The 20601-nt window shown below is 37.4% G+C and carries 12 protein-coding genes; all 12 read left to right on the top strand.

Features of this window, described 5'->3' with window-relative positions:
* The first annotated feature begins 11 nt into the window (after window positions 1-11).
* Window positions 12-1514, top strand: a complete 1503-nt coding sequence (locus tag BSCG_RS02630; RefSeq protein ID WP_008777361.1) for a RagB/SusD family nutrient uptake outer membrane protein — start codon at window positions 12-14, stop codon at window positions 1512-1514.
* A gap of 11 nt (window positions 1515-1525) precedes the next feature.
* Window positions 1526-2386 carry a DUF4843 domain-containing protein gene (locus BSCG_RS02635; RefSeq protein ID WP_008777360.1) on the top strand — a complete coding sequence of 287 codons (861 nt, stop codon included), beginning with the start codon at window positions 1526-1528 and terminating at the stop codon, window positions 2384-2386.
* Between the two features lie 21 nt (window positions 2387-2407).
* Window positions 2408-4087, top strand: a complete 1680-nt coding sequence (locus tag BSCG_RS02640) for a PKD-like family lipoprotein (RefSeq protein WP_008777359.1) — start codon at window positions 2408-2410, stop codon at window positions 4085-4087.
* 33 nt (window positions 4088-4120) lie between these two features.
* On the top strand, window positions 4121-6706 hold the full coding sequence (locus BSCG_RS02645) for a zinc-dependent metalloprotease (protein WP_032849819.1): 2586 nt from the start codon (window positions 4121-4123) through the stop codon (window positions 6704-6706).
* A gap of 14 nt (window positions 6707-6720) precedes the next feature.
* Entirely contained in the window at window positions 6721-9264 is a 2544-nt protein-coding gene (locus BSCG_RS02650) for a zinc-dependent metalloprotease (RefSeq protein WP_008777357.1), read from the top strand.
* A gap of 79 nt (window positions 9265-9343) precedes the next feature.
* Entirely contained in the window at window positions 9344-9766 is a 423-nt protein-coding gene (locus BSCG_RS02655; protein ID WP_008777356.1) for a carboxypeptidase-like regulatory domain-containing protein, read from the top strand.
* Between the two features lie 43 nt (window positions 9767-9809).
* Complete coding sequence (locus tag BSCG_RS02660) at window positions 9810-12593, top strand: outer membrane beta-barrel protein (RefSeq protein ID WP_008777355.1); 2784 nt, start codon at window positions 9810-9812, stop codon at window positions 12591-12593.
* A gap of 320 nt (window positions 12594-12913) precedes the next feature.
* Window positions 12914-13576: a hypothetical protein gene (locus BSCG_RS02665; RefSeq protein WP_008777353.1), complete on the top strand. Its 663-nt coding sequence runs from the start codon at window positions 12914-12916 to the stop codon at window positions 13574-13576.
* 65 nt (window positions 13577-13641) lie between these two features.
* Window positions 13642-15567 (top strand): outer membrane beta-barrel protein, encoded by a 1926-nt coding sequence (locus BSCG_RS02670; RefSeq protein WP_175285338.1) that lies wholly within the window; start codon window positions 13642-13644, stop codon window positions 15565-15567.
* A 39-nt stretch (window positions 15568-15606) separates the two neighbouring features.
* The gene (locus BSCG_RS02675; protein ID WP_008777351.1) at window positions 15607-16542 is read left to right on the top strand and encodes an ABC transporter ATP-binding protein; all 936 of its coding nucleotides are present in this window, start codon (window positions 15607-15609) and stop codon (window positions 16540-16542) included.
* A gap of 1 nt (window position 16543) precedes the next feature.
* A complete protein-coding gene (locus BSCG_RS02680; RefSeq protein ID WP_032849818.1) occupies window positions 16544-18865 on the top strand; it encodes a Gldg family protein in 2322 nt (773 codons plus the stop codon).
* 12 nt (window positions 18866-18877) lie between these two features.
* The coding region (locus BSCG_RS02685; protein WP_032849817.1) for a Gldg family protein at window positions 18878-20601 on the top strand (1724 nt) is incomplete at its 3' end.

Raw genomic sequence — 20601 nt, 5'->3', positions numbered from 1 at the left:
ATTTTATAAAGATGAAAAAATACATATTAATCCTATTAACGTCCGTAGTAACATTATCCTCTTGCAGCGACTGGTTCGATGTTACTTCAGGGTCTGAAATTCGAGAAAAAGATCATTATAGCACTTTAGCCGGATTCCAACAATCTTTAATAGGTTGTTATATTAGCATGACAGACAATGCCCTTTATGGTAAAGAATTATCCTGGTATGCAATTGAAATATTAGGTCATCAATTTAATCCTGTGACTTCCAATTCAAGTAATAGTAGAGAAATGCAAGAATATGAAAAATTCAATTACGACCACACACAAATATTCTCGGACATCGAAAATATCTGGGCTAAAGCATATTCTGTAATAGCCAATGCCAATGAAGCATTAACTAATATGGAAGGACAGGAGTCAAGTCTGAACGAAGTCTATTATCACGTTATCAAAGGAGAACTTCTTGCCATTCGTGCATATATGCATTTTGATCTGTTGCGCCTATATGGATATGGTGATTGGAAAAACCGTTCCACAGAACTAAATTCTAAAAAAACGATTCCATATGTAACAACTTTATCATCGATCCCAACTCCTCAACGCACAGGAAAGGAGACACTTCAAATGATTATCAACGATTTGGAAGCCGCAGAAAAATTATTAAAGGAATACGACCCGATCACAAAAAAACATCCGACTTCTTATTACACAAGTATAGATGCAGATGGTTTCTTCAAAGATAGAACTTTACGACTCAATTATTATGCAGTCAAAGCATTGGAAGCACGTGTATATTTATGGGAAGGCAGTAAAGAAAGCATAGACAAAGCTTTAAATGCTACTGAAGAGATAATCACAGCTATCGGTGATAATGGAATTGTTATGGACGATATGTACACTTACTCCTACCTGTTACCAGAAATTTCTCAATCTAACCGTTCTCTAGCATCCGAAGCTTTATTTAGCCTAAATGTTTCAGACGTTACGTCCAAAATTACCTCATATATAATACCCAACTTCGTCAACACAGACTATACAGCTATGTATATATCTCCAACAGATGTTGAAAATATATATGAAGGCATAAATTCAGATGTTCGTTTCACACGAATGTTAGATCAAACCCAAAGTGATTCCAGAGGATATGTCCCTATGAAAATTCATCAAGCAAGTTTAGACGAATTCAATAAGAACCGCTTGTCTCTAATACGCTTGCCTGAAATATTCTATATTGCTGCAGAATGCTATGCAACAAGTGCAACCCCAAATCTTGACATGGCATTACAAAGGCTAAATAAGATTCGCGAAAACAGAGGTATCAGCACCCCTCTTGAAAATCTAAATGCAGATCAAATCATAAAAGAAATACAAAAAGAATATCACAAAGAATTCATTTCCGAAGGTGTCATGTTCTATTACTATAAGCGAACAGGGTGTAAATCCATTCCTAATTATAGTGAAGAGATGACAGATACGCAATATTTATTGCCTTATCCTACCTTCGAAATACAATCCGGTCGTGTACAATAAACAATATTAATATGAAAAAAATAATTATAAAATCAGTCTTAGCGATAAGCTGTTTCTCTTTATGCCTCATTAGTTGCGGCAAGGAAGAAATACCATATTTTGACAGTCAATATAATGCTGTCAGATTCAATTCTACGAATGAGTACGATGCAGAAACCGACATATTTAAAGGGAATTATTCTTTTCTGGAGAATCCCTTTGATGAATATGGTGAATATGAATTGCCTTTAGTTTTGGTCGGAAATGTATCGACAGAAGACCGTACTGTGAATTATGTAATCAATGCGGAGGAAACCACTGCCCCCGAAAACAGTTATGAAATAACTGCTGCAGTGATTCCCGCAAATAGTTTAAAAGGAACAATAAAAATAAGGCTGTTTAATACTGATGAAATACAAAATGGAGCATCATATAAACTTTATATCCAGCTAAAGGAGTCATCAACTCTAGGGTTAGGACCTAAAGAATATATCACAGCAACAGTAAGTTGGAACAACAATATCATTGCCCCTCCGGCAACTGAACGATATGTATGGATGACATATAATTCACTAATAAAGTCATCTCTAACTCCAACTTCTTATTCTACAACGGCTTATAGTTCCAATGCTTTAAAAACAATTGTAACAGCTTTAGACTGGGATGATTGGGACGATATGACTGCGCATCCTGACCAACCACAGAGACCAACATATTTTACATATAAATATCTCGCCAATTATAGATTATTCGTAACCGACAAATCATATGAAGCTTATGCTGCAAAATTAGCGGATTATCTAAAAAAGTATCAGAAAGAACATCCCGATGCCCCCCTAGTTCATAACGAAGGTAATTTGAAAGGACAAATTATAGAAGCCAGAACATATTAATTTATATAATTCTATAAAATTATGAAGAAAAATAATATAACTCAATTAATAATATTACTGCTGCCTAATATTCTCTGGTTTACTTCTTGTTATGAGGATAAAAGTTCATTTGTAACAAACCTTATTCCAGAAGTACAAATTAGTATAAACGATAAAAATCAAGAAAATTCAATATACGTAGGTTATCAATCTCCTGTCGATATTGTACCATCTATTACCCAAGATGGTTTTGATGGTTCTAATTTGCGCTATGAATGGGCTGTAACCGAGGAACCCTCAACTAGCAATCCTGTTTATGAAATTATTGGTACAGAAAAAGACTTTCATGGTATTATAAATCGTCCTATATCAAATGGAGCCTATACGTTAAAATTGACTGTAACAGATGTAGCAAATGATAACTTACAATATATTTATTCTTGGGAATTATATGTACAAAGTAGCTTCCTAGACGGATTGTTAATCGCAGATAGTGAAAACGGAACAACAACAGATCTCACTTTGATTAACAATTCTCAAATAACAAATCAATATACAAAAGAAGAAAGAATATTTCGTCACATACTAGAAACTGCTAATGGAGCAGCATATGATGAATTATTGACTTCATTAACCTATGAGGTGATGGGGAACACAGCAATACTTGGTAGTTCTCACTTAAATCAGATTTGGGCTATTTCTTCCACAGGAAAAAGCATTCGTTTCAACTGTGAGGACTATTCAATAAACGGGACATGGGAAGATGAAAAAATATTTTTATATTGCCCCACCGATTTTCAAGTAAAATCTTATATTCGTTCTTCACAACTTTTCATCGCTTATACAAATAATGGACTATATTCATTCTTAAACGTAGCAGGTAACAAATTCTCTATGCCTAATTCTGTTTTTAATGGATTTGAAATCAATAACAATGTATATGCAGCAAATTCTTCATTTAGTATTGGGGACAACCATTTAGTATGGTTAGATAAACCCAAAGGTGCCTTTTATTCCTTAAATGGCACGAGTTATAACACATGTACTCCGTATATCTCAAATCCAGATTTCGATCCTAATGACATGGGAAGTCAAACAGCTATTGCCGCAACAAGTTCTCAAGATGGCTCATTGGCCACTTTCTTACTTAAAGACGATAATAGTGGAAATTATGCTATTTACACTTTAAGCCAATATAAAGCAGAAGAAGGACATTATGAAGATCCTGATAATTGGGAGGGATGGATTGTGACTTCACCAGAACAACCAGCAGCTGCAAAAAACAAATATATTATTCCAATGACAGGAAAAACCTTACTAGACAAAGCTGTATCTATTTTCTTCGGACATACAAATAATGTATTATATGTAGTAACAGATGCAGCTATATACTCATTTACTTACGGTATGGGAAATGAAGTATCTGTCTCCACCACCTCACAGTTTACCCCCAGTAACGGAGAAAAAATCACAAAAGCCAAGCTATATCAACAAGGACAATACACTAATCAAATTAATGTAATGACTGGTAATCCACCAACTATTGCCCCAAATGCATGGAATAACAAAGCCCTCATTATTGTGACCCAATCCGCAGAATTTAACGGAAAAGTCTCAATTGTTCCGATGAAACAGGCCGGTGCAGGAACCTTGGATATTTCTAAAGCCCTAATCTATGATGGTTTTGGTAAAATCCTGGATGTAACAACAACCGGATATTAATCTAATTTCATAAGAATACATTAAAGAACTGATATGAGAAAGAAAATCCTCTTACTTGCAGCAATGGTGGTAGCTTCGTCTACCACCATTGACGCACAGCGTAAATTTCCATTCTTCTGGAAAAAAAAGAAGGCAAAAACAGAACAAACAACTCCTGCTAAAAAAGAAAGTGAATATGACAAACTATTCAAGAAAAAGCATGAAATAGCCAAAGGACTGATTACTCTCCATCTGCTGGATGGAAAAGTATATTTTGAACTTCCTGTGAATTTAATCAATAAAGATATGCTTATTGGTTCCACTGTCACCAGTATCTCTGATAATGGCAATGCAGTAGTCGGTTCTAAACCGACCGATCTTCTTCACGTAGTATTCACACGCAATAAAACACATGTACAGTTACGTCAGGTAAACACTGACTATATTACTGGTAACACACAAATTGATGAAGCTTTACGCAAAAGTACACTGGGAGCAATTTTAAGCAACCAAAAGATTCAAGCATACAATAATGACTCTACTGCTATCGTTTTTGATATGAGCAGCGTCTTCCTGGGCGACAATAAAAAGATGAGTCCCTTCGACAAAAATTCTATTTATGGAATGTACAATCGTACAGAGAATTATCAATCCGACTGCTCATACATTTCACAAATCAAGGCTTTCAAAGATAATGTTTCTATTAAAAGCTGTCTGTCATATACATTCTCTGTCAGCAATTCACAAGGGACATCACTCATAAAAGACCGTCCATTCACCGCAGAAATGACACGTTCCATCATGCTGTTAAAAGAAAAGCCTTATCGTCCACGTATGGCAGATTACCGGATCGGTGTATTTTTTACCGGACGCGAACAACTAGGCGAAGGAGCTAAAACGACCGCACCCGTTTACTATGCCAATCGATGGGATATACAACCGTCCGACACTGCTGCCTACCTACGTGGTGAGAAAGTGAAACCCACTAAACAGATTGTTTTCTACATCGATAACACTTTTCCGGAAAAATGGAAACCATATCTGCGGGAAGGAGTCACCCAATGGAATGAATTATTCGAGCAGATTGGATTCAAAGATGTTGTAGCAGCCAAAGATTTCCCGACTGATGATCCGGAATTCGATCCGGACAATATCAAATATTCATGTGTTCGCTATGCTCCATCAAGCATTGAGAATGCTATGGGACCATCATGGGTAGACCCACGAAGCGGAGAAATCTTGAATGCCTCCGTATATTTATATCATAATGTTATCAAGCTTATCAGTAACTGGTTGTTCGTGCAAACAGCACAAGCCGATAAGGATGTACGCACTGTCAATATTCCGGATGAAATGGTTGGAGACGCATTACGCTATGTACTTTCACACGAAATCGGTCACTGTTTAGGGTTTATGCATAATATGGGAGCTTCTTCCACTTTCCCGGTAGATTCTTTACGTTCACCGGAATTCACGCAGAAGTATGGCACTACTCCTTCCATTATGGATTATGCCCGCTTCAACTATGTAGCACAACCTGGCGATAAAGAACGTGGCGTTAAATTGACTCCACCCCGCTTTGGTGAATACGACAAATACCTCATAAAATGGACGTATACTCCGGTATTCAATGTTAATTCTGCAGAGGAAGAAGCAATTATAACAGGCAAATGGATCAGTGATGCCATTAAAGAAAATCCAGTGTACCGATATGGAAAACAACAAGTATATGGAGTTGTTGATCCCCGTTCACAAACGGAAGATATTGGTGACAACTCTATGAAAGCAACTCGATATGGCATCAAGAACCTTAAGTATATCATGAATAATTTGGAAAGTTGGATTTCCGAAGGTGACGATACATACGAATACCGTGAAGATTTATTTATTGGTATCGTAGAACAACTTGCAATGTATGTTACCCATGTAGCAGGCAATGTAGGTGGCTATTTTGTCAACGAAGTTAAAGAAGGGGACACAATGCCACGTTTTGCACAAATTCCGAAGGCACAACAAAAAGAAGCCCTGAATTACCTATTCGAAATTTATAATGATCTGGATTGGCTTGACAACAAAAACTTATTAACTAAATTTCCGGTTTCCGGTTCCCCTAAACAAACTATTCAAAACTTCATGTTGAGATATATACTGCCTGTACCTTTTCAGGTATCACAATACGAAGGATTAGAGAAAGATTCATTTACTGCTGCCGAGGCTTTCAACATGATATATAATTTTGTATGGAAACCGACCATTTCCGGACGTACATTAACAGAATCCCAAATGAATCTCCAGAAACAATATATATACATGATGATGCAAACTGCCGGTTTCACAATTAAAGGAGCCGGGAAAGCATTGACCGGAGAAAAACCACTTGACATCAATCACCGCCAGTTCGGATATACTTGTTGCCAGGGACATGCTATCAAAGAGGATGTTATACACAACCCTGTAGCAGGTTTTGAATGGAGACCGTTGAATCGTTTTTCTATGACAGCCAAAGTTACCCAAGCAGATGTATACGCATATATAGCTAAAGCCAAACAACTGATGAAACAAAAGGCAGCCAGTGCATCAGGGAAGACGAAAGCTCACTATGAATTATTATTAAAGATGCTCGACATCAACTTAAAATAAGGGAGGGACAAAAGATGAAAATACTATTTTTATGGTTGATGCCAATTTTGTTGATTATCGGATCAACAAATGAAGCCAATGCCCGCTCCAAAAAGAAAAAAGGAAAAGCAAAAACCGAACAACAGACTGACAGTGTTCAAAAGAAAAAAAAGAGTGTCTACGACAAGCTTTTCAAAGATAAGAAGAAACATACAGTCAATAAAGGGACAATCACAGTTCATCAGTACGAGGATAAGATTTATCTGGAACTACCGATTGAATTAATGGGACGGGATTTTTTAGTAAACTCTGCCATCACTACTGCAAGTGACATTTCGCTGGCGGGCACAAAAGCTGCTCAAAGCAGGTATCTGATTATTGATAAAACCGATTCATTAATATTATTCCGAGATCCGAAATACAATGTTCGCCTCAACGAACAGGACGATAATCAAGAAGCGGCTTTTGCATTATCTCGTAGTAATGCTATTTACAAAGCATTTCCAATTGAAGGATACACCAGCGATTCAACGGCTGTTGTATTTAATGCCACTTCCTATTTCTCTTGTTCCAATAAAGATGTACTCAATCTTAGCGGACGCAGTTATGGAGGTATGCTCACAATTGTAAGTGCTTCCCCTCAAAGTAAAACATCTTTTGTGGACTCTGTAGACGCATTCGACAATTGTATCAGTATCACCCAAAACTGTACTGCAAAGTTGAGCATCAGCATCATGGGATTCATCTCCAAAGAACAACCGGAATTAACAATGTCGGTGCAAACAACATTAGCCCTACTGTCGAAAGAAAAGATGAATACCCGCGAAGCCAACCCACGTGTAGGAACAGGGTATATATCATACACAGACTATCGTAATGAAAAACGTTTCAAGAAAGGATATTATGTAACACGGCGTAATATAACGACGCAACAACCTGTTGTCTTCTACATCGACACTCTGATTCAAGATAGCTGGGTAAAAGCCATCCAAAAAAGTGCAGATGAATGGAATATAATATTTGAAGACTTAGGAATAGGAAAACCAATCATAATAAAACCGTATGAGAAAGATTCAACTTTCCGTGCTAATAACCCAATGATAAATACGATTGCTTTTCTGAATAACAACAACTCGGAAGTTACCGCATACAATGTCACAGACTTACGCACTGGAGAAATTTTAAGTACCAAGATAGGAGTACCACGCAACCTTGCCGTCAGCGTACGTCGCAATGGAGTATACCAAATGGCAGAGATTGATCCGCGCTTCCGGACTTATTACATTGCCGATGAGGTGATCTGTGAGAATCTGACAGCACGTATGCTAAAAGCATTTGGTCTTAGTTTGGGATTGGCAACTAATTTGGCTGGTTCTGCAGCATACTCCCCTGAAGAACTGCGTTCTCCTGAATTTACTCAAAAATATGGTATCACAGCTTCAGTCATGGACAACGTATTATACAATTATCTGGCACAGCCCGGTGATAAAGAAAAAGGAGTGGTATTGATTGTCGACAAACCGGGTGTATGTGATGCATTTACGCTCAAATATCTGTATGCCGCCACCAGTGAAAATGAATCAGACATGTTGAAGAAATGGGCTATGGAACACGATGGAGATCCACGCTATTTCTATGGAAAGCGTTCACCAGCTTATGCTACAGACCCGCGTTGCCAAAACTATGATTTAGGTAATGATCCGATAGCCTCTTTAAATGCACAAATCGCTCATGTGAAGTATGTAGTTAAAAATAGTCCTGCCTGGTTTCACGACAATAATATTCCCAATGATTACCGGGAGTTATTTCCTGATTTTGTGATTATTGAATTAATCAATAAAACATTGTCACCTGTATCTTCTTATATCGGAGGTATTTATATCAATGAAGCCAACGAAAAAAGCAATGTACCTTCATATCAACCGGTATCGGCAGATATGCAAAAGAAAGTCTTACAAAAGATATTCAGTACCTTCTATGATTTAAGTTGGCTAGACTCTAATAAGGATTTTTTGCGTTTAGGTGGTGTCAATCCTGATATGTCAACATGGATTTACAATAACGGGTATCCAATGATGTCATTAATGTTTCGTTTGATGCGCATGGGATTGAGCGTAGAGAAATCAACTAAACCATATACCCAGGAAGCATATTTGAATGATATAGAGAAACAATTATTCAAAGAAACTTTAAATGGGAAACCTTTAAGTGCTCCAATGATTGCACAACTGTCTGTATATATCAGTTCTTTAAAAGGAATGTGTCCTACATTAAAGGCTATTGATAAGGCTGTATCAACAAAAATTACTTCTATTGCTCTCAACGAGCAAACTAATCATAAGTTACAAGCATTAGGATTGCTGACAACTTTAGCCCCTATATCTGCAACAGAAAAACAATCTGGTATGGAACCTATGACTTCTGTTAATTTTTACTCCGGTACAGATATCGAAGCCATTTGCTATGATAAGTTGAAAAGTGCACGTCGCTATTTGATACAAGCTCGTTCTTTGGCTAGTAATGATATTGAACGTGGAAAATGCGATTATTTGATAGCGATGATTGACAGGGTAATTTAGCCTTTCCTCACCATTCAACGTGTATGTTTATAAAAAGTTTAGTGATAGTAAAATGTATAACAATTAAAAAAATTATATTATGAAGCAGATTATTTTATTCATTGTATTCATATTTACTACAATGACGTGCACATTTGCACAGAATTCAAATTCTTCTCCAACAACAAAAGTCAAAGATGAAAAAAATAGCGAACAAATTCTAGAAAACAATAAAGATCAGTTTGGTATCTCATCAAAAGGAATATTTGGAAAATTAATAAAAGGAATTGTGTATGATGCTGGAACAAGAGAACCAATAATTGGAGCTAATGTTGTCGAATTGGGGACTTCTAATGGGACAGTTACTGACATTGATGGCCAATATAGTCTAAGAGTTTCTAATGCGAGTCAAAAAATACTCGTAGCAAGCTATATAGGATATGTAACACAAGCCCCAAAAATTGGAGGGCATGAAGTTGTTAATTTCTTTTTAGTAGAAGATACACAAACCCTACAGAAATAACAAGAATCACATACTATCACTAAACTTTTTATAAAACAGCAATATGAAAAAATTTATTTCTATTTTTTTATTGTTATACATTACTTTACCGATAAATGCTCAAGATAAAACAAATGAGCTATCGGGATTTATTATACACAAACAAGAAAATGGGTCTAATGGTTCATTAGACGGTGCCAATATCTTTTTGATCTATGCAAAAGACACACTGAAAACAACAAGCATAAATGGAGTATTCCGTTTCAAACCCATAAAAACAGGAAAAGCAAAACTCATTATCACTGCAATAGGGTGTCGGAAAGTTGAAAAAGAATTAAATATAATAGCTGGAAAGAATTCTAATCTTTACATAGAAATTTTGGATGAATCCATCCAACTGGAGGAAGTCACCATCAAGGGCAGAATCCCCATTGTGACCCAAAATGGCGACACGCTAATATTCAACCCGAAGGCAGTCAACATACAAGAAGGGGATGTCGCTATGAATATAGTCGAGCAACTTCCCGGAACAGAGACTGACGACCATTCCGTCAAAATCATGGGAAAACAAGTAACCAAAACTTATATAGACGGCAGACTAATATTCGGAAGTGACCCAATGGCAGCACTAAAGAATCTTTCTGCAACAGATGTATTAAAAATCAAGGCTTATGATGAATATGAAAATACGAAAACAAAAAAACTAATGTACAGAGGGGATCTCACCAGAGTGCTCAACATAGAAACCAAAAGCAAACTCATCAGCTCATGGAAAGCACACCTATTGGCTAGTACAGGCAGCAACATGGACTCAAAGAACGACAGAGGAAAGTTCCGTAAAGGGCTCGGACTCACCACTAACTTTTTCTCCGAGAAATTTTTACTCACAAGTAATGTATTTCACAATAATATCAACCGAAAATCAAATAATATCAAAAATGTTCTTTCCATTTCCGATCCTGGTAGTACTTACAACGAAACGACTTATGCAGATCTGGCTACGGAACGCTCATGGGACACAGAAAATGGAACATACGGTACATTTAGAGCATTTTACACTTTCGGATATAATCGCGATAATACAAATACACGATCCGAACAACATTATTTTCCTAGCAACAATTATCAGCAGCGCCTTTATGAAGAACAAAATAGCAACAGTGACAGAAAACAAAATCACTATTCCGAATTTTCTTTCTCCAATTCAAATGACAAATGGGGAGAATTCCGTTGGAACCAGCTTATAACATATAACAACAACAAAGATTGGCAATCGCTTTACATCTATAATGAAGAAAACAATCTTCAAACATCGAAAAGCCTGATGCATTACGATAATCTAAACAAGAATTTTCATGTGAAGGAAGATGTCAGTTATGTCAACAGTATTACCGACAGAATCGGATATACATTAGAAAGTTCAGTAGATATAAATAAAGGCAAAAATCATTCATTACGGATAGACACATTAGAAAGTTCGACAACACAAACTTATCTGACTATTCCATCAAAACTCCGCAATACGGAGTGGAACGGCAATGCGCAATTAATATATATACTGAATCCAGAAAATGACACCCAAATATCTTTTGACTATTCCGTTAAATACGAAAACGGATGGAAACACCAATTCGCCTGGAATATGTTGAGCCCCACAAATCCACAAACAGACGAAGCCAATACATATAGTTATAAAATAAATAACCTGACACAAAAACAGGAAGTTTCATTTCACTTTTTTCCCTTTCAAAAAACAAGTTGTGACATTTCAGCCGGACTGAAGGAAACTACACTTAAGCGGAAAGAAAAAGAAATGGACAACTACCGTAAAACATTCATCTCTCCAACAGTAGCAATATCTTTTGTGCATACAGATATAACAAAGTCATGGAGTGCCGCTTACAGACTGCATAATTTTGCACCAAACATAGTGCAGTTACGCCCACAAATAGATAACAGCAATCCTTACATGCTGCGCAGTGGAAATCCCAACTTAAAACAATCATATCTACATTCGTTCCTCTTCAATTGCAATCGTATGTTAGGAAAACATAACCACACCATAGGTGTTATTATCAATGCCTCTATCCGCCAGCACTCTCCTGTTGCAAAGACAACCTATTACAATGCCGAAACTTATCTACCGGGATTGCAATACACAGCACCTGCACACAGTTCTCTAATTAGTTTTGAAAACGTAGAAGGATATTGGGACATAAAAGGCAAACTGATATGGCAGGCTCCTATACGTAGTATAAAATCCAAATATGCCTTATCTACCGGATTCAACTACGAACATAACCCATATTATATAGGAGAAAATAAGACTACAACACGTACCTATGATCCATCGCTCGAACATTTTCTACTCTGTAATCTAACTAAAAGATTAAAAATAACAATCAGTGCCAATACTCATTATGTACATAGCATCAATACTGAAAATTATACAAGTAAAACATTCTATCAAACGGCAGGAGCAACATTTGATATAAGCCAAATATGTAAATACTTCTATCTAAGTAGTCATTATAATTTCATTTTCAGCCGTGATTATGGAATCAATAAAGAGATTAACCGCAATCACACCCTAAACTTGAACATAGGCTGTAAAGTGTTAAATCGCAAAGGAGACATTAGTATTGCCGCATATGATCTACTAAATAGTCATCGGACTTTCAACAGCCAAATGTATTCCAACTACATTCAAAACACGTGGATAAATTATTATGGACGGTTTTTCACCATAAATTTTGCTTATCGGTTTGGTAAAGTGAAATCGAACTACGAAGGTACTACAAACGATGGAAGCATACGCGAATATAGGCCGATGTCCGGCAAAATATGAATCTTATATTAGCTTTTTCTTATATAGGTATACCTATGGAAGTTACAATTAAAGCAAATACAGGTGTCATTAGAGTACAGATGCGTTCTGATGCTCAACAGTTAGATTATACATCTGAAAACTTATTTCCATTTACAAAATCTAATTTTTAAATGTAGCCTTCGATGAAAAATGTAACTTCTATAATCTATATTTCATGTATATTACTCTCTCTCTGTAATATACACATACTGTATGCTCAAAAGATAACTCCACCAGATTCCACTACTATACAACAAAAGGTTACTAAATATGGAAAAGTAAAGCTGCGCACAAGTATTATGCAAGTAAGTCTTGATGCAGTCAAGGCAAATCTGATATGTGGTAAAGATACATTGAAAGAAGATTATAAAAGTTCAGTTTTTTTCTTTTGGAATAAAGTTCCCGTCGGTATCGCACGAGCCATCGTGTGGGCCGACGGATTCATCGCAGATTCCGATACACTTTATGTACACGAGGGACAAACTACACAAAAAGACTTTTATCTGACCGACCGCGTTATACAATTACAGGCCGTAACAATAAAAGGCAAAATTCCCGCTATGGTATATCGAGGCGATACTATCCGTTTTAATCCACAAGGAATCAACATATTGGAAGATGATGTGGCACGAAATATTCTGGAACAAATGCCGGGAGTAGAAGTTTCGGAAAAGAGTGTAAAAGTTGCTGGAAAAGATGTAGAAAAGACATACGTTGACGGCAAAAAGATTTTTGGAGAGAATCCAATGAATGCATTGAATCACCTTCCTGCCAATGATGTTGTATATATATCCGCTTATGATGAAGATGAGCATAAAGAGCAAACACGTAAAAACAGAAAAGGTAAGAAACGCAGAGTTCTGAATATTGAGACAAAAAGCAAATTAGTAAACTCGAAGGAAGGGAATCTAATAGCAAGTATCGGAGGAAATATAGGAAAAAAAACAACTTGCAGACCATGATGTACGCTATGGCATAGGAGGTACATTTAACTTCTTCTCAGAAAATGTTGGTAGCGATCAATACCATGCACAACAATTTAAATAGAACAACCAATCAACCGCAAATGTTCCTCAGTACCAAGAACCCATCGCAAACTTACAGTGAAAATAGCTTTGGAGGCATCAATCTGTCCCGTCGTTGGGAAAAAGAGACAGGATTTTATAAAGAAATAAAAGGCAGCTATCAGTTTGCACGAAGCGCAACAGAAGCAAATACCCGAACTGAACAAGAATACTTCGCTACAGATGCCTTCTGGCAAAAGAGCTATCTAAACCAATATCAGAACACAAATCAGTATAATAAACATACTATGAGTACTGGATTCAGTATGAATGATAAGAAATGGGGCAATCTGATTATTGATTATACATTATCGACTAATCATTCAAAACAACATACATTGCAACAAATAACAAATAGCATAGATGAGATCCAATCTACCGGCATTTTACAACAAAATGGCAATGGTAAATCTCAAGAGATGCAAGGAGCAGTTAGTTGGAATAAATTCTTCGGAGACTGGAACTATTCCGTCAACGCGAACTATTCGAATAGCTCGTCCAACGGAGAAGAAAACCGGGAAAACAAAACACAAAATGAGGCTAGTGGAAGTCTACAAGAGATCATAGCCATTCCAACAAATGGAAGAGGAAATAAATGGGAAGCCAAAACAGGATTAAAGCGCATGTTATCAAAAGATAAATATTCATTCATCGAATTAATATACAATTTTGTATCGGACAATCGCCATATCAATCAGCTTGCATGGAACAAAATAACAGGAGAAACAGACCCTACAAATACATATAATTACCGAAATTCCCTGATAGAACATACCCCTGAAACGACCGTTATTCTACCCGATTTGGGAATCTTCAACATTGATATTTCAGCAGGGTGGAAACATTCCATTATTAAGGATAGAAAAGAAACGGCACAAACAAAATTTGAAAAATCATTTAACGCATTAAAAGGAGAAGTACAAATTTCTTTAGGAGGAAGATTTAGTGAAAAAGCAGAGCACACAATCAAATATACCATAAATAGTCAACTCCCCAATATAGCACAACTACGTTCAGAAGTCAACAACTCTAATCCTTACTTTATCAGCAGTGGAAATCCAAATCTGAAAGCCAGTACCATACATAAAATTTGGTGGAAAGAACAGTATCGCTTTAATGACTACGGACATTTGATAAATTCGGAATTAACTCTAGCTTTCATAAAAAACAGCATCTCCAATAGGAGCACTTATTTTAACAAAGCAACTTACTTGCCTGATTTTAACTATACGGCTATTGCAAATAGTACGCTCAGCAGTTACGACAATCTAAATGGAGCATGGAATATAGATTGGGATATTTCCTGGATGTATCCCATCGTAAAAATCAAATCCAATTTAGATGTTAATATTAACAATAAGTATGAACATTTGCCTTACTACTATGATAATATACGGGATATAACGAAAATAAGCACAACAAGGATAGGAACCAGATTCGCTACCAATCTGATTCCTCGATTACGTGCATCAGCCTATTGGAGCATCCACTATCGACAAGCCTCCAATAAAGTGAATGACCAATCGAACCGGATATTAACAAATCGTTTAACGGTAGACATGACGTGCACTCCCATGTTGAAGTACTTCTTTACAAAGGTATCATATACCTATCAACATCAGAACAACAAAACCTATCATCAAATTGATAAAGAAAATATCTTAAATATTTATGCTGGAGCGAAAGTATTCAACCGACAGGCAGAAGTAAGCATTACAGCATTTGACTTATTAAATTCATATCATAACCGTATTATCCAAATGAAAGATAACCATACCAGTTATATTGACAGAGAGAACTTCGGGCGGTATTTTACCATAAATTTCTCCTGGAAATTCAGAAAAATCAAATCGAACCGGATGGATATTTCAAGAGGGGTTGCATGGTAATATGAATAAGAAATCTATTAATCATTTAAAATAAAAAGTATGAGTACTCCTATTGTCGAAGTCAAGCATTTATCTCATCGTTATAGTGTAGATTGGGCCATTCGCGATATCAATTTTTCTATTGAGAAAACAGGAATATTAGGTCTGTTAGGGTCTAATGGAGCAGGTAAGTCCACCACTATGAATATCATCTGTGGAGTTTTAAATCAAACGGAAGGGGATGTATTTATCAATGGCATCGATCTACGAAAAAATCCGGTTGAAGCAAAAAAACATATTGGTTTCTTACCTCAAAAACCACCTCTCCATCCGGACTTGACTGTCGACGAATATCTCATACACTGTGCCACACTGCGGAGAATGGAGAAATCAAAAATTCGTGAAGCTGTAGAAATAGCTAAAGAACGTTGCGCTATTGCCCATTTTAGCAAACGCCTGATAAAGAATCTTTCAGGCGGATATCAACAAAGAGTAGGAATTGCACAGGCTATTGTACATAATCCTCCATTCGTAGTACTTGATGAACCTACAAACGGGCTTGATCCTAACCAAATTGTCGAAATACGCAATCTGATTAAAGAAATTGCTGAAGATCATTCTGTCCTACTCTCCACTCATATCCTGTCGGAAGTGCAAGCTACCTGCAATGATATTCGCATGATTGAACATGGTAAAGTCGTATTTTCAGGTAGCATGAAAGACTTTGATAACTATGTGGTTCCAAGTAGTTTCACCGTTACATTTGCCCTTCCCCCTTCTATAGAAGAACTAGCAAAGATAGAACATGTGTTGAATATAGAAGAACTCTATCCCGGTACATTCCGGATACGCTTTGATGACGATGAAAACATAACTGAACGAGTAGTAGCCTTAAGCATACAAAACGAATGGCGACTGAAAGAAATCACGATGGAACGCTGCTCTCTTGACATAATCTTTGCACAACTATCGGGAAAACTTAAAAATAATATCTAACATGACGGATTTAAAGATTATAATGCGTATTGCCCGAACCGATCTGGCTATTTTATTCTATTCGCCGATTGCATGGTTCATATTGATTGTTTTCTCATTCCTGACAACAGCAAGTTTTACGTCATTGATGGAGAATATAGTGACCGACTATGATCTGTCAGGCGGCAAGGAAGTATCTTTGAGCAGTATCTGCTTCTTAGGTAGTTACGGCTTTTTGTCCTCCGTCGTATCAAACATATACATCTATATTCCATTGTTGACAATGGGACTCATCAGTCGCGAAACGGCATCGGGTTCAATCAAACTGGCATATTCATCCCCAGTCACCAGTAGTCAGATCGTATTGGGTAAATATCTTGCAGCCATCGGATTTGGTTGCTGTCTGATGCTTGTCCCGATAGCCAGTGCTATTTATGGCAGTTTGGTAATCCCTTCTTTTGATTGGGCTCCTGTACTAGTCGCCCTTCTAGGACTCTATTTATTAATATGCGCCTATTGCGCTATCGGGCTCTTTATGTCCTCACTCACGACTTATCAAGTAGTAGCAGCAGTTGGGACACTTATTGTATTAGCCATACTGAATTTTGTAGGAAATATCGGCCAGGAATACGATTTTATACGCGAACTGACTTATTGGCTGTCAATAAACGGAAGAACAATCGATATGCTGAATGGAGTAATTCGGAGTGAAGATGTGATTTATTTCGTGGTCGTAGTAACCCTTTTCCTGACATTTACCACTTTCAAACTTACATCCGACCGACGAACTATCAGTCGGTTCCGGCAAGCAATCAGTTATCTGGGATTTTTTGTCGCAGCAATGGCAATTGGCTATTTCACTTCACGTCCGGGAATGATCAAGGTATGGGATACAACACGCACAAAACTAAACTCACTTACCGAAAATAGCCAACACGTATTAGCTAAATTGACAGGACCGGTAACTATTACCAATTATGTTAACCTACTTGATAACAAATCATATCGCTACCTCCCTATCATGAAGAAAGCGAATGAAACAATCTTCGAACCTTATTGTCTCGCTAAACCGGACCTGCAAGTGAAATATGTCTATTATTATGATTTCGCCCCCAACGGCGTTGCAAATAATCCTAAGTTTCAAGGCAAAACAGTAGATGAGATGCGTGATTATATGACCATGATTTATAACTTGAATCCTCATTTATTCAAATCCCCGGCAGAAATCCGCCAAATCATCGACCTGCGTGAAGAACAAAATACATTTGTTCGCATTATGGAAACGCAAGATGGAAAACGTACCTTCATCCGTGATTTTGAAGATATGGATGCAACGCCATCCGAAGCGGAAATTACAGCAGCCATCAAAAAGATGATTTCAACTCCTCCCACTGTTGCCTTTATCAAAGGAGACGGTGAACGTGAGGTGTCCAAATCCGGTGACCGCGATTACAGCAATTTCTCCATTGAAAAATATTCCAGAGCCGCCTTAATTAATCAAGGCTTTGATGTCTGCGAGATCGACATTTCTCACGGAGACACCATTCCTTCCCTAATCAATATTGTGGTTCTTGCAGAAATGAGAACCCCGCTTACAGAAAAAGGAGAAAATCAACTGGAGGCTTACCTGGCTCGTGGAGGTAATTTATTTATTCTCACCGATACAGGCAGGCAAGAAGTTATGAATCCTTTTTTAAGCAAACTCGGTATCAAGATGGAAGAATACCAACTGGCACAATCTTCCGCTGATTTCTCTCCTAATCTGATTCTAGCCAAGGCAACCCATGAATCGGGAAAACTTACATTCGGATTCAAAGATGATTTTCCCAAATATGATTTACGTGTCTCTATGCCCGGATGTGTAGCCCTTACATGCTCCGACAACGATTACGGCTTCCAATATACTCCGATTCTTGAAACAAATGCCAAAGGTGTATGGATTGAAAAAGAACAAACAGATTTACAGGAATCACCAGTAGAATGTAATGCTTCGGCAGGAGAGAAAGAACAAACCTATATCACAGCTTATGCCCTTTCACGCCAACTGAAAGATAAAGAGCAGCGTATTATCATCTCTGGTGATGCGGATTGCATAAGCAACACCGAACTGACTCTTTCACGCGAAGGATATAGATCAGGAAACTTTAATCTGATTATCGAAAGCTTCCGCTGGCTTTCCGGAGGAGAATTTCCAATCGACATACGCCGTCCCCATTGTACCGACAATAAACTTTCGATCGGAGTGAAAGATATTGGTACAATGAAAACTATTTTCATAATCATTATACCAGCTATCCTCTTACTTATAGGAGTTGGCATCTGGTTTTTCCGCAGAAGAAATTAATAAGAGAAAAAGATGAACTTAAGACTTATACTTAGAATAGCCCGTACCGAACTAGCGGTACTCTTTTACTCACCGGTCGCATGGTTGCTGCTGGTCGCATTTACATGCCAAGTAGGATTCGACTTTATGAATATCCTGACGGAAATAGTAAAAATAAAAGCATTGGGCAACACGATCACTTTTAGCGTCACAGCCGGTTTTGTCCTTGGTCTCAAAGGAATATATGAAGTAATACAAGAAACCATTTATCTGTATATTCCTTTATTAACCATGAATTTAATGAGTCGTGAATATTCATCAGGTTCTATCAAACTACTTTATTCATCACCGGTAAGCAGTGTTCAAATCATTACCGGCAAGTTTGTTTCAATGGTGGTATTTGCCCTAATCTTTGTCATCATCCTTGCCCTACCGACAATCGTAATGTTTATCTCCGTGCCGCATGTCGATATTACACTTATCTTGGCGGGATTGTTATCCATGTTTCTGTTGATACTGACCTATTGTTCTATCGGTCTCTTTATGACCACACTCACATCTTACCAGGTTGTGGCAGCTGTTGCCACCCTTTCCGCATTAGCATTTCTCAATTATGTGGGAGGAATTGGACAGGAGTCCATATTCTTTAGAGAAATTACTTATTGGCTATCCATTAAAGGACGTGCCAGTGAAATGGTTGGAGGATTGATATGTAGCGATGACGTTATCTATTTCCTTGCCGTAATTTTATTATTCCTCTGGCTATCGGTCATTAAACTGAATAATGAAAAAACACGTCGCTCACTCCTTTCAAAAACAATGCGCTATGCCTTAGCTGTATGTACCATTATAGTTATCGGCTTTGTCAGTTCCCGTCCGGCAATGATGGGCTTTTATGATGCTACCCGCAGCAAACAACGTACACTTTCAGAAGAAAGCCAGAAAGTAATGGAGCAATTGTCCGGACCTATGACGATCACAACTTACGTCAATATTTTCGATAAAGAATTTGATGTCGCTTCTCCAAGAGAGCAAAAAGAGGATATGGCACGCTTCAAAATGTACACACGTTTCAAACCAGAGATAAAAATGGAGTATGTTTACTATTACTCTACACCGAAAGACAGCACCCTTTATCGCCAATATCCGAATAAAAACATTCGTGAGATAGCTTATGAAGTTGCCAAGAAGAAGAACTTCAATCCTAAAAAGCTTAAAAGCGCCGAAGAACTGAAAGAAAAAATAGACTTGGCTAAAGAAAATTATCGATTTGTGCGGGTTGTTGAACGTGGCTCCGGTGAACAAGCCCGCCTTCGTTTGTTCGACGATATGGAATATCACCCTTCTGAAACAGAAATCTCCGCAGCATTGAAGAAAATGCTTGTTACTCCTGTGAAGGTAGGCGCCATCACAGGACATCAGGAACGTTCCACCACTAAAAAGGGAGATCAGGATTACTCACTTTTTGCCACACATGGACGCTTTCGTTATTCCATGATTAATCAAGGCTTTGATTTGGTGGAACTGAATCTAAAGGATATGAATGATATACCAAGTAATATCAATATATTACTTATTGCTGAAATGCGTTCTTCCATGAGTTCCAAAGAACAAGAAATCATAGACCGTTTTCTTGAACGCGGAGGTAATATGATGATTATGGGCGACGTCGGACGTCAGGAAGTAATGAATCCTTTACTCCGGAAAGTCGGTTTAAAACTGTTGCCGGGAATCATTGCACAACCTTCTGATGTTAA

The organism is Bacteroides sp. 2_2_4, assembly GCF_000157055.1.
GTDB lineage: Bacteria > Bacteroidota > Bacteroidia > Bacteroidales > Bacteroidaceae > Bacteroides > Bacteroides ovatus.
This window is presented reverse-complemented; position numbering and strand designations above follow the sequence as displayed.

Bases quoted from the DNA above. Each gene is read 5' to 3' on its own strand.
- BSCG_RS02630 (WP_008777361.1), top strand. From the start codon at position 12: ATGAAAAAATACATATTAATCCTATTAACGTCCGTAGTAACATTATCC.
- BSCG_RS02635 (WP_008777360.1), top strand. From the start codon at position 1,526: ATGAAAAAAATAATTATAAAATCAGTCTTAGCGATAAGCTGTTTCTCT.
- BSCG_RS02640 (WP_008777359.1), top strand. From the start codon at position 2,408: ATGAAGAAAAATAATATAACTCAATTAATAATATTACTGCTGCCTAAT.
- BSCG_RS02645 (WP_032849819.1), top strand. From the start codon at position 4,121: ATGAGAAAGAAAATCCTCTTACTTGCAGCAATGGTGGTAGCTTCGTCT.
- BSCG_RS02650 (WP_008777357.1), top strand. From the start codon at position 6,721: ATGAAAATACTATTTTTATGGTTGATGCCAATTTTGTTGATTATCGGA.
- BSCG_RS02655 (WP_008777356.1), top strand. From the start codon at position 9,344: ATGAAGCAGATTATTTTATTCATTGTATTCATATTTACTACAATGACG.
- BSCG_RS02660 (WP_008777355.1), top strand. From the start codon at position 9,810: ATGAAAAAATTTATTTCTATTTTTTTATTGTTATACATTACTTTACCG.
- BSCG_RS02665 (WP_008777353.1), top strand. From the start codon at position 12,914: ATGCAAGTAAGTCTTGATGCAGTCAAGGCAAATCTGATATGTGGTAAA.
- BSCG_RS02670 (WP_175285338.1), top strand. From the start codon at position 13,642: ATGCACAACAATTTAAATAGAACAACCAATCAACCGCAAATGTTCCTC.
- BSCG_RS02675 (WP_008777351.1), top strand. From the start codon at position 15,607: ATGAGTACTCCTATTGTCGAAGTCAAGCATTTATCTCATCGTTATAGT.
- BSCG_RS02680 (WP_032849818.1), top strand. From the start codon at position 16,544: ATGACGGATTTAAAGATTATAATGCGTATTGCCCGAACCGATCTGGCT.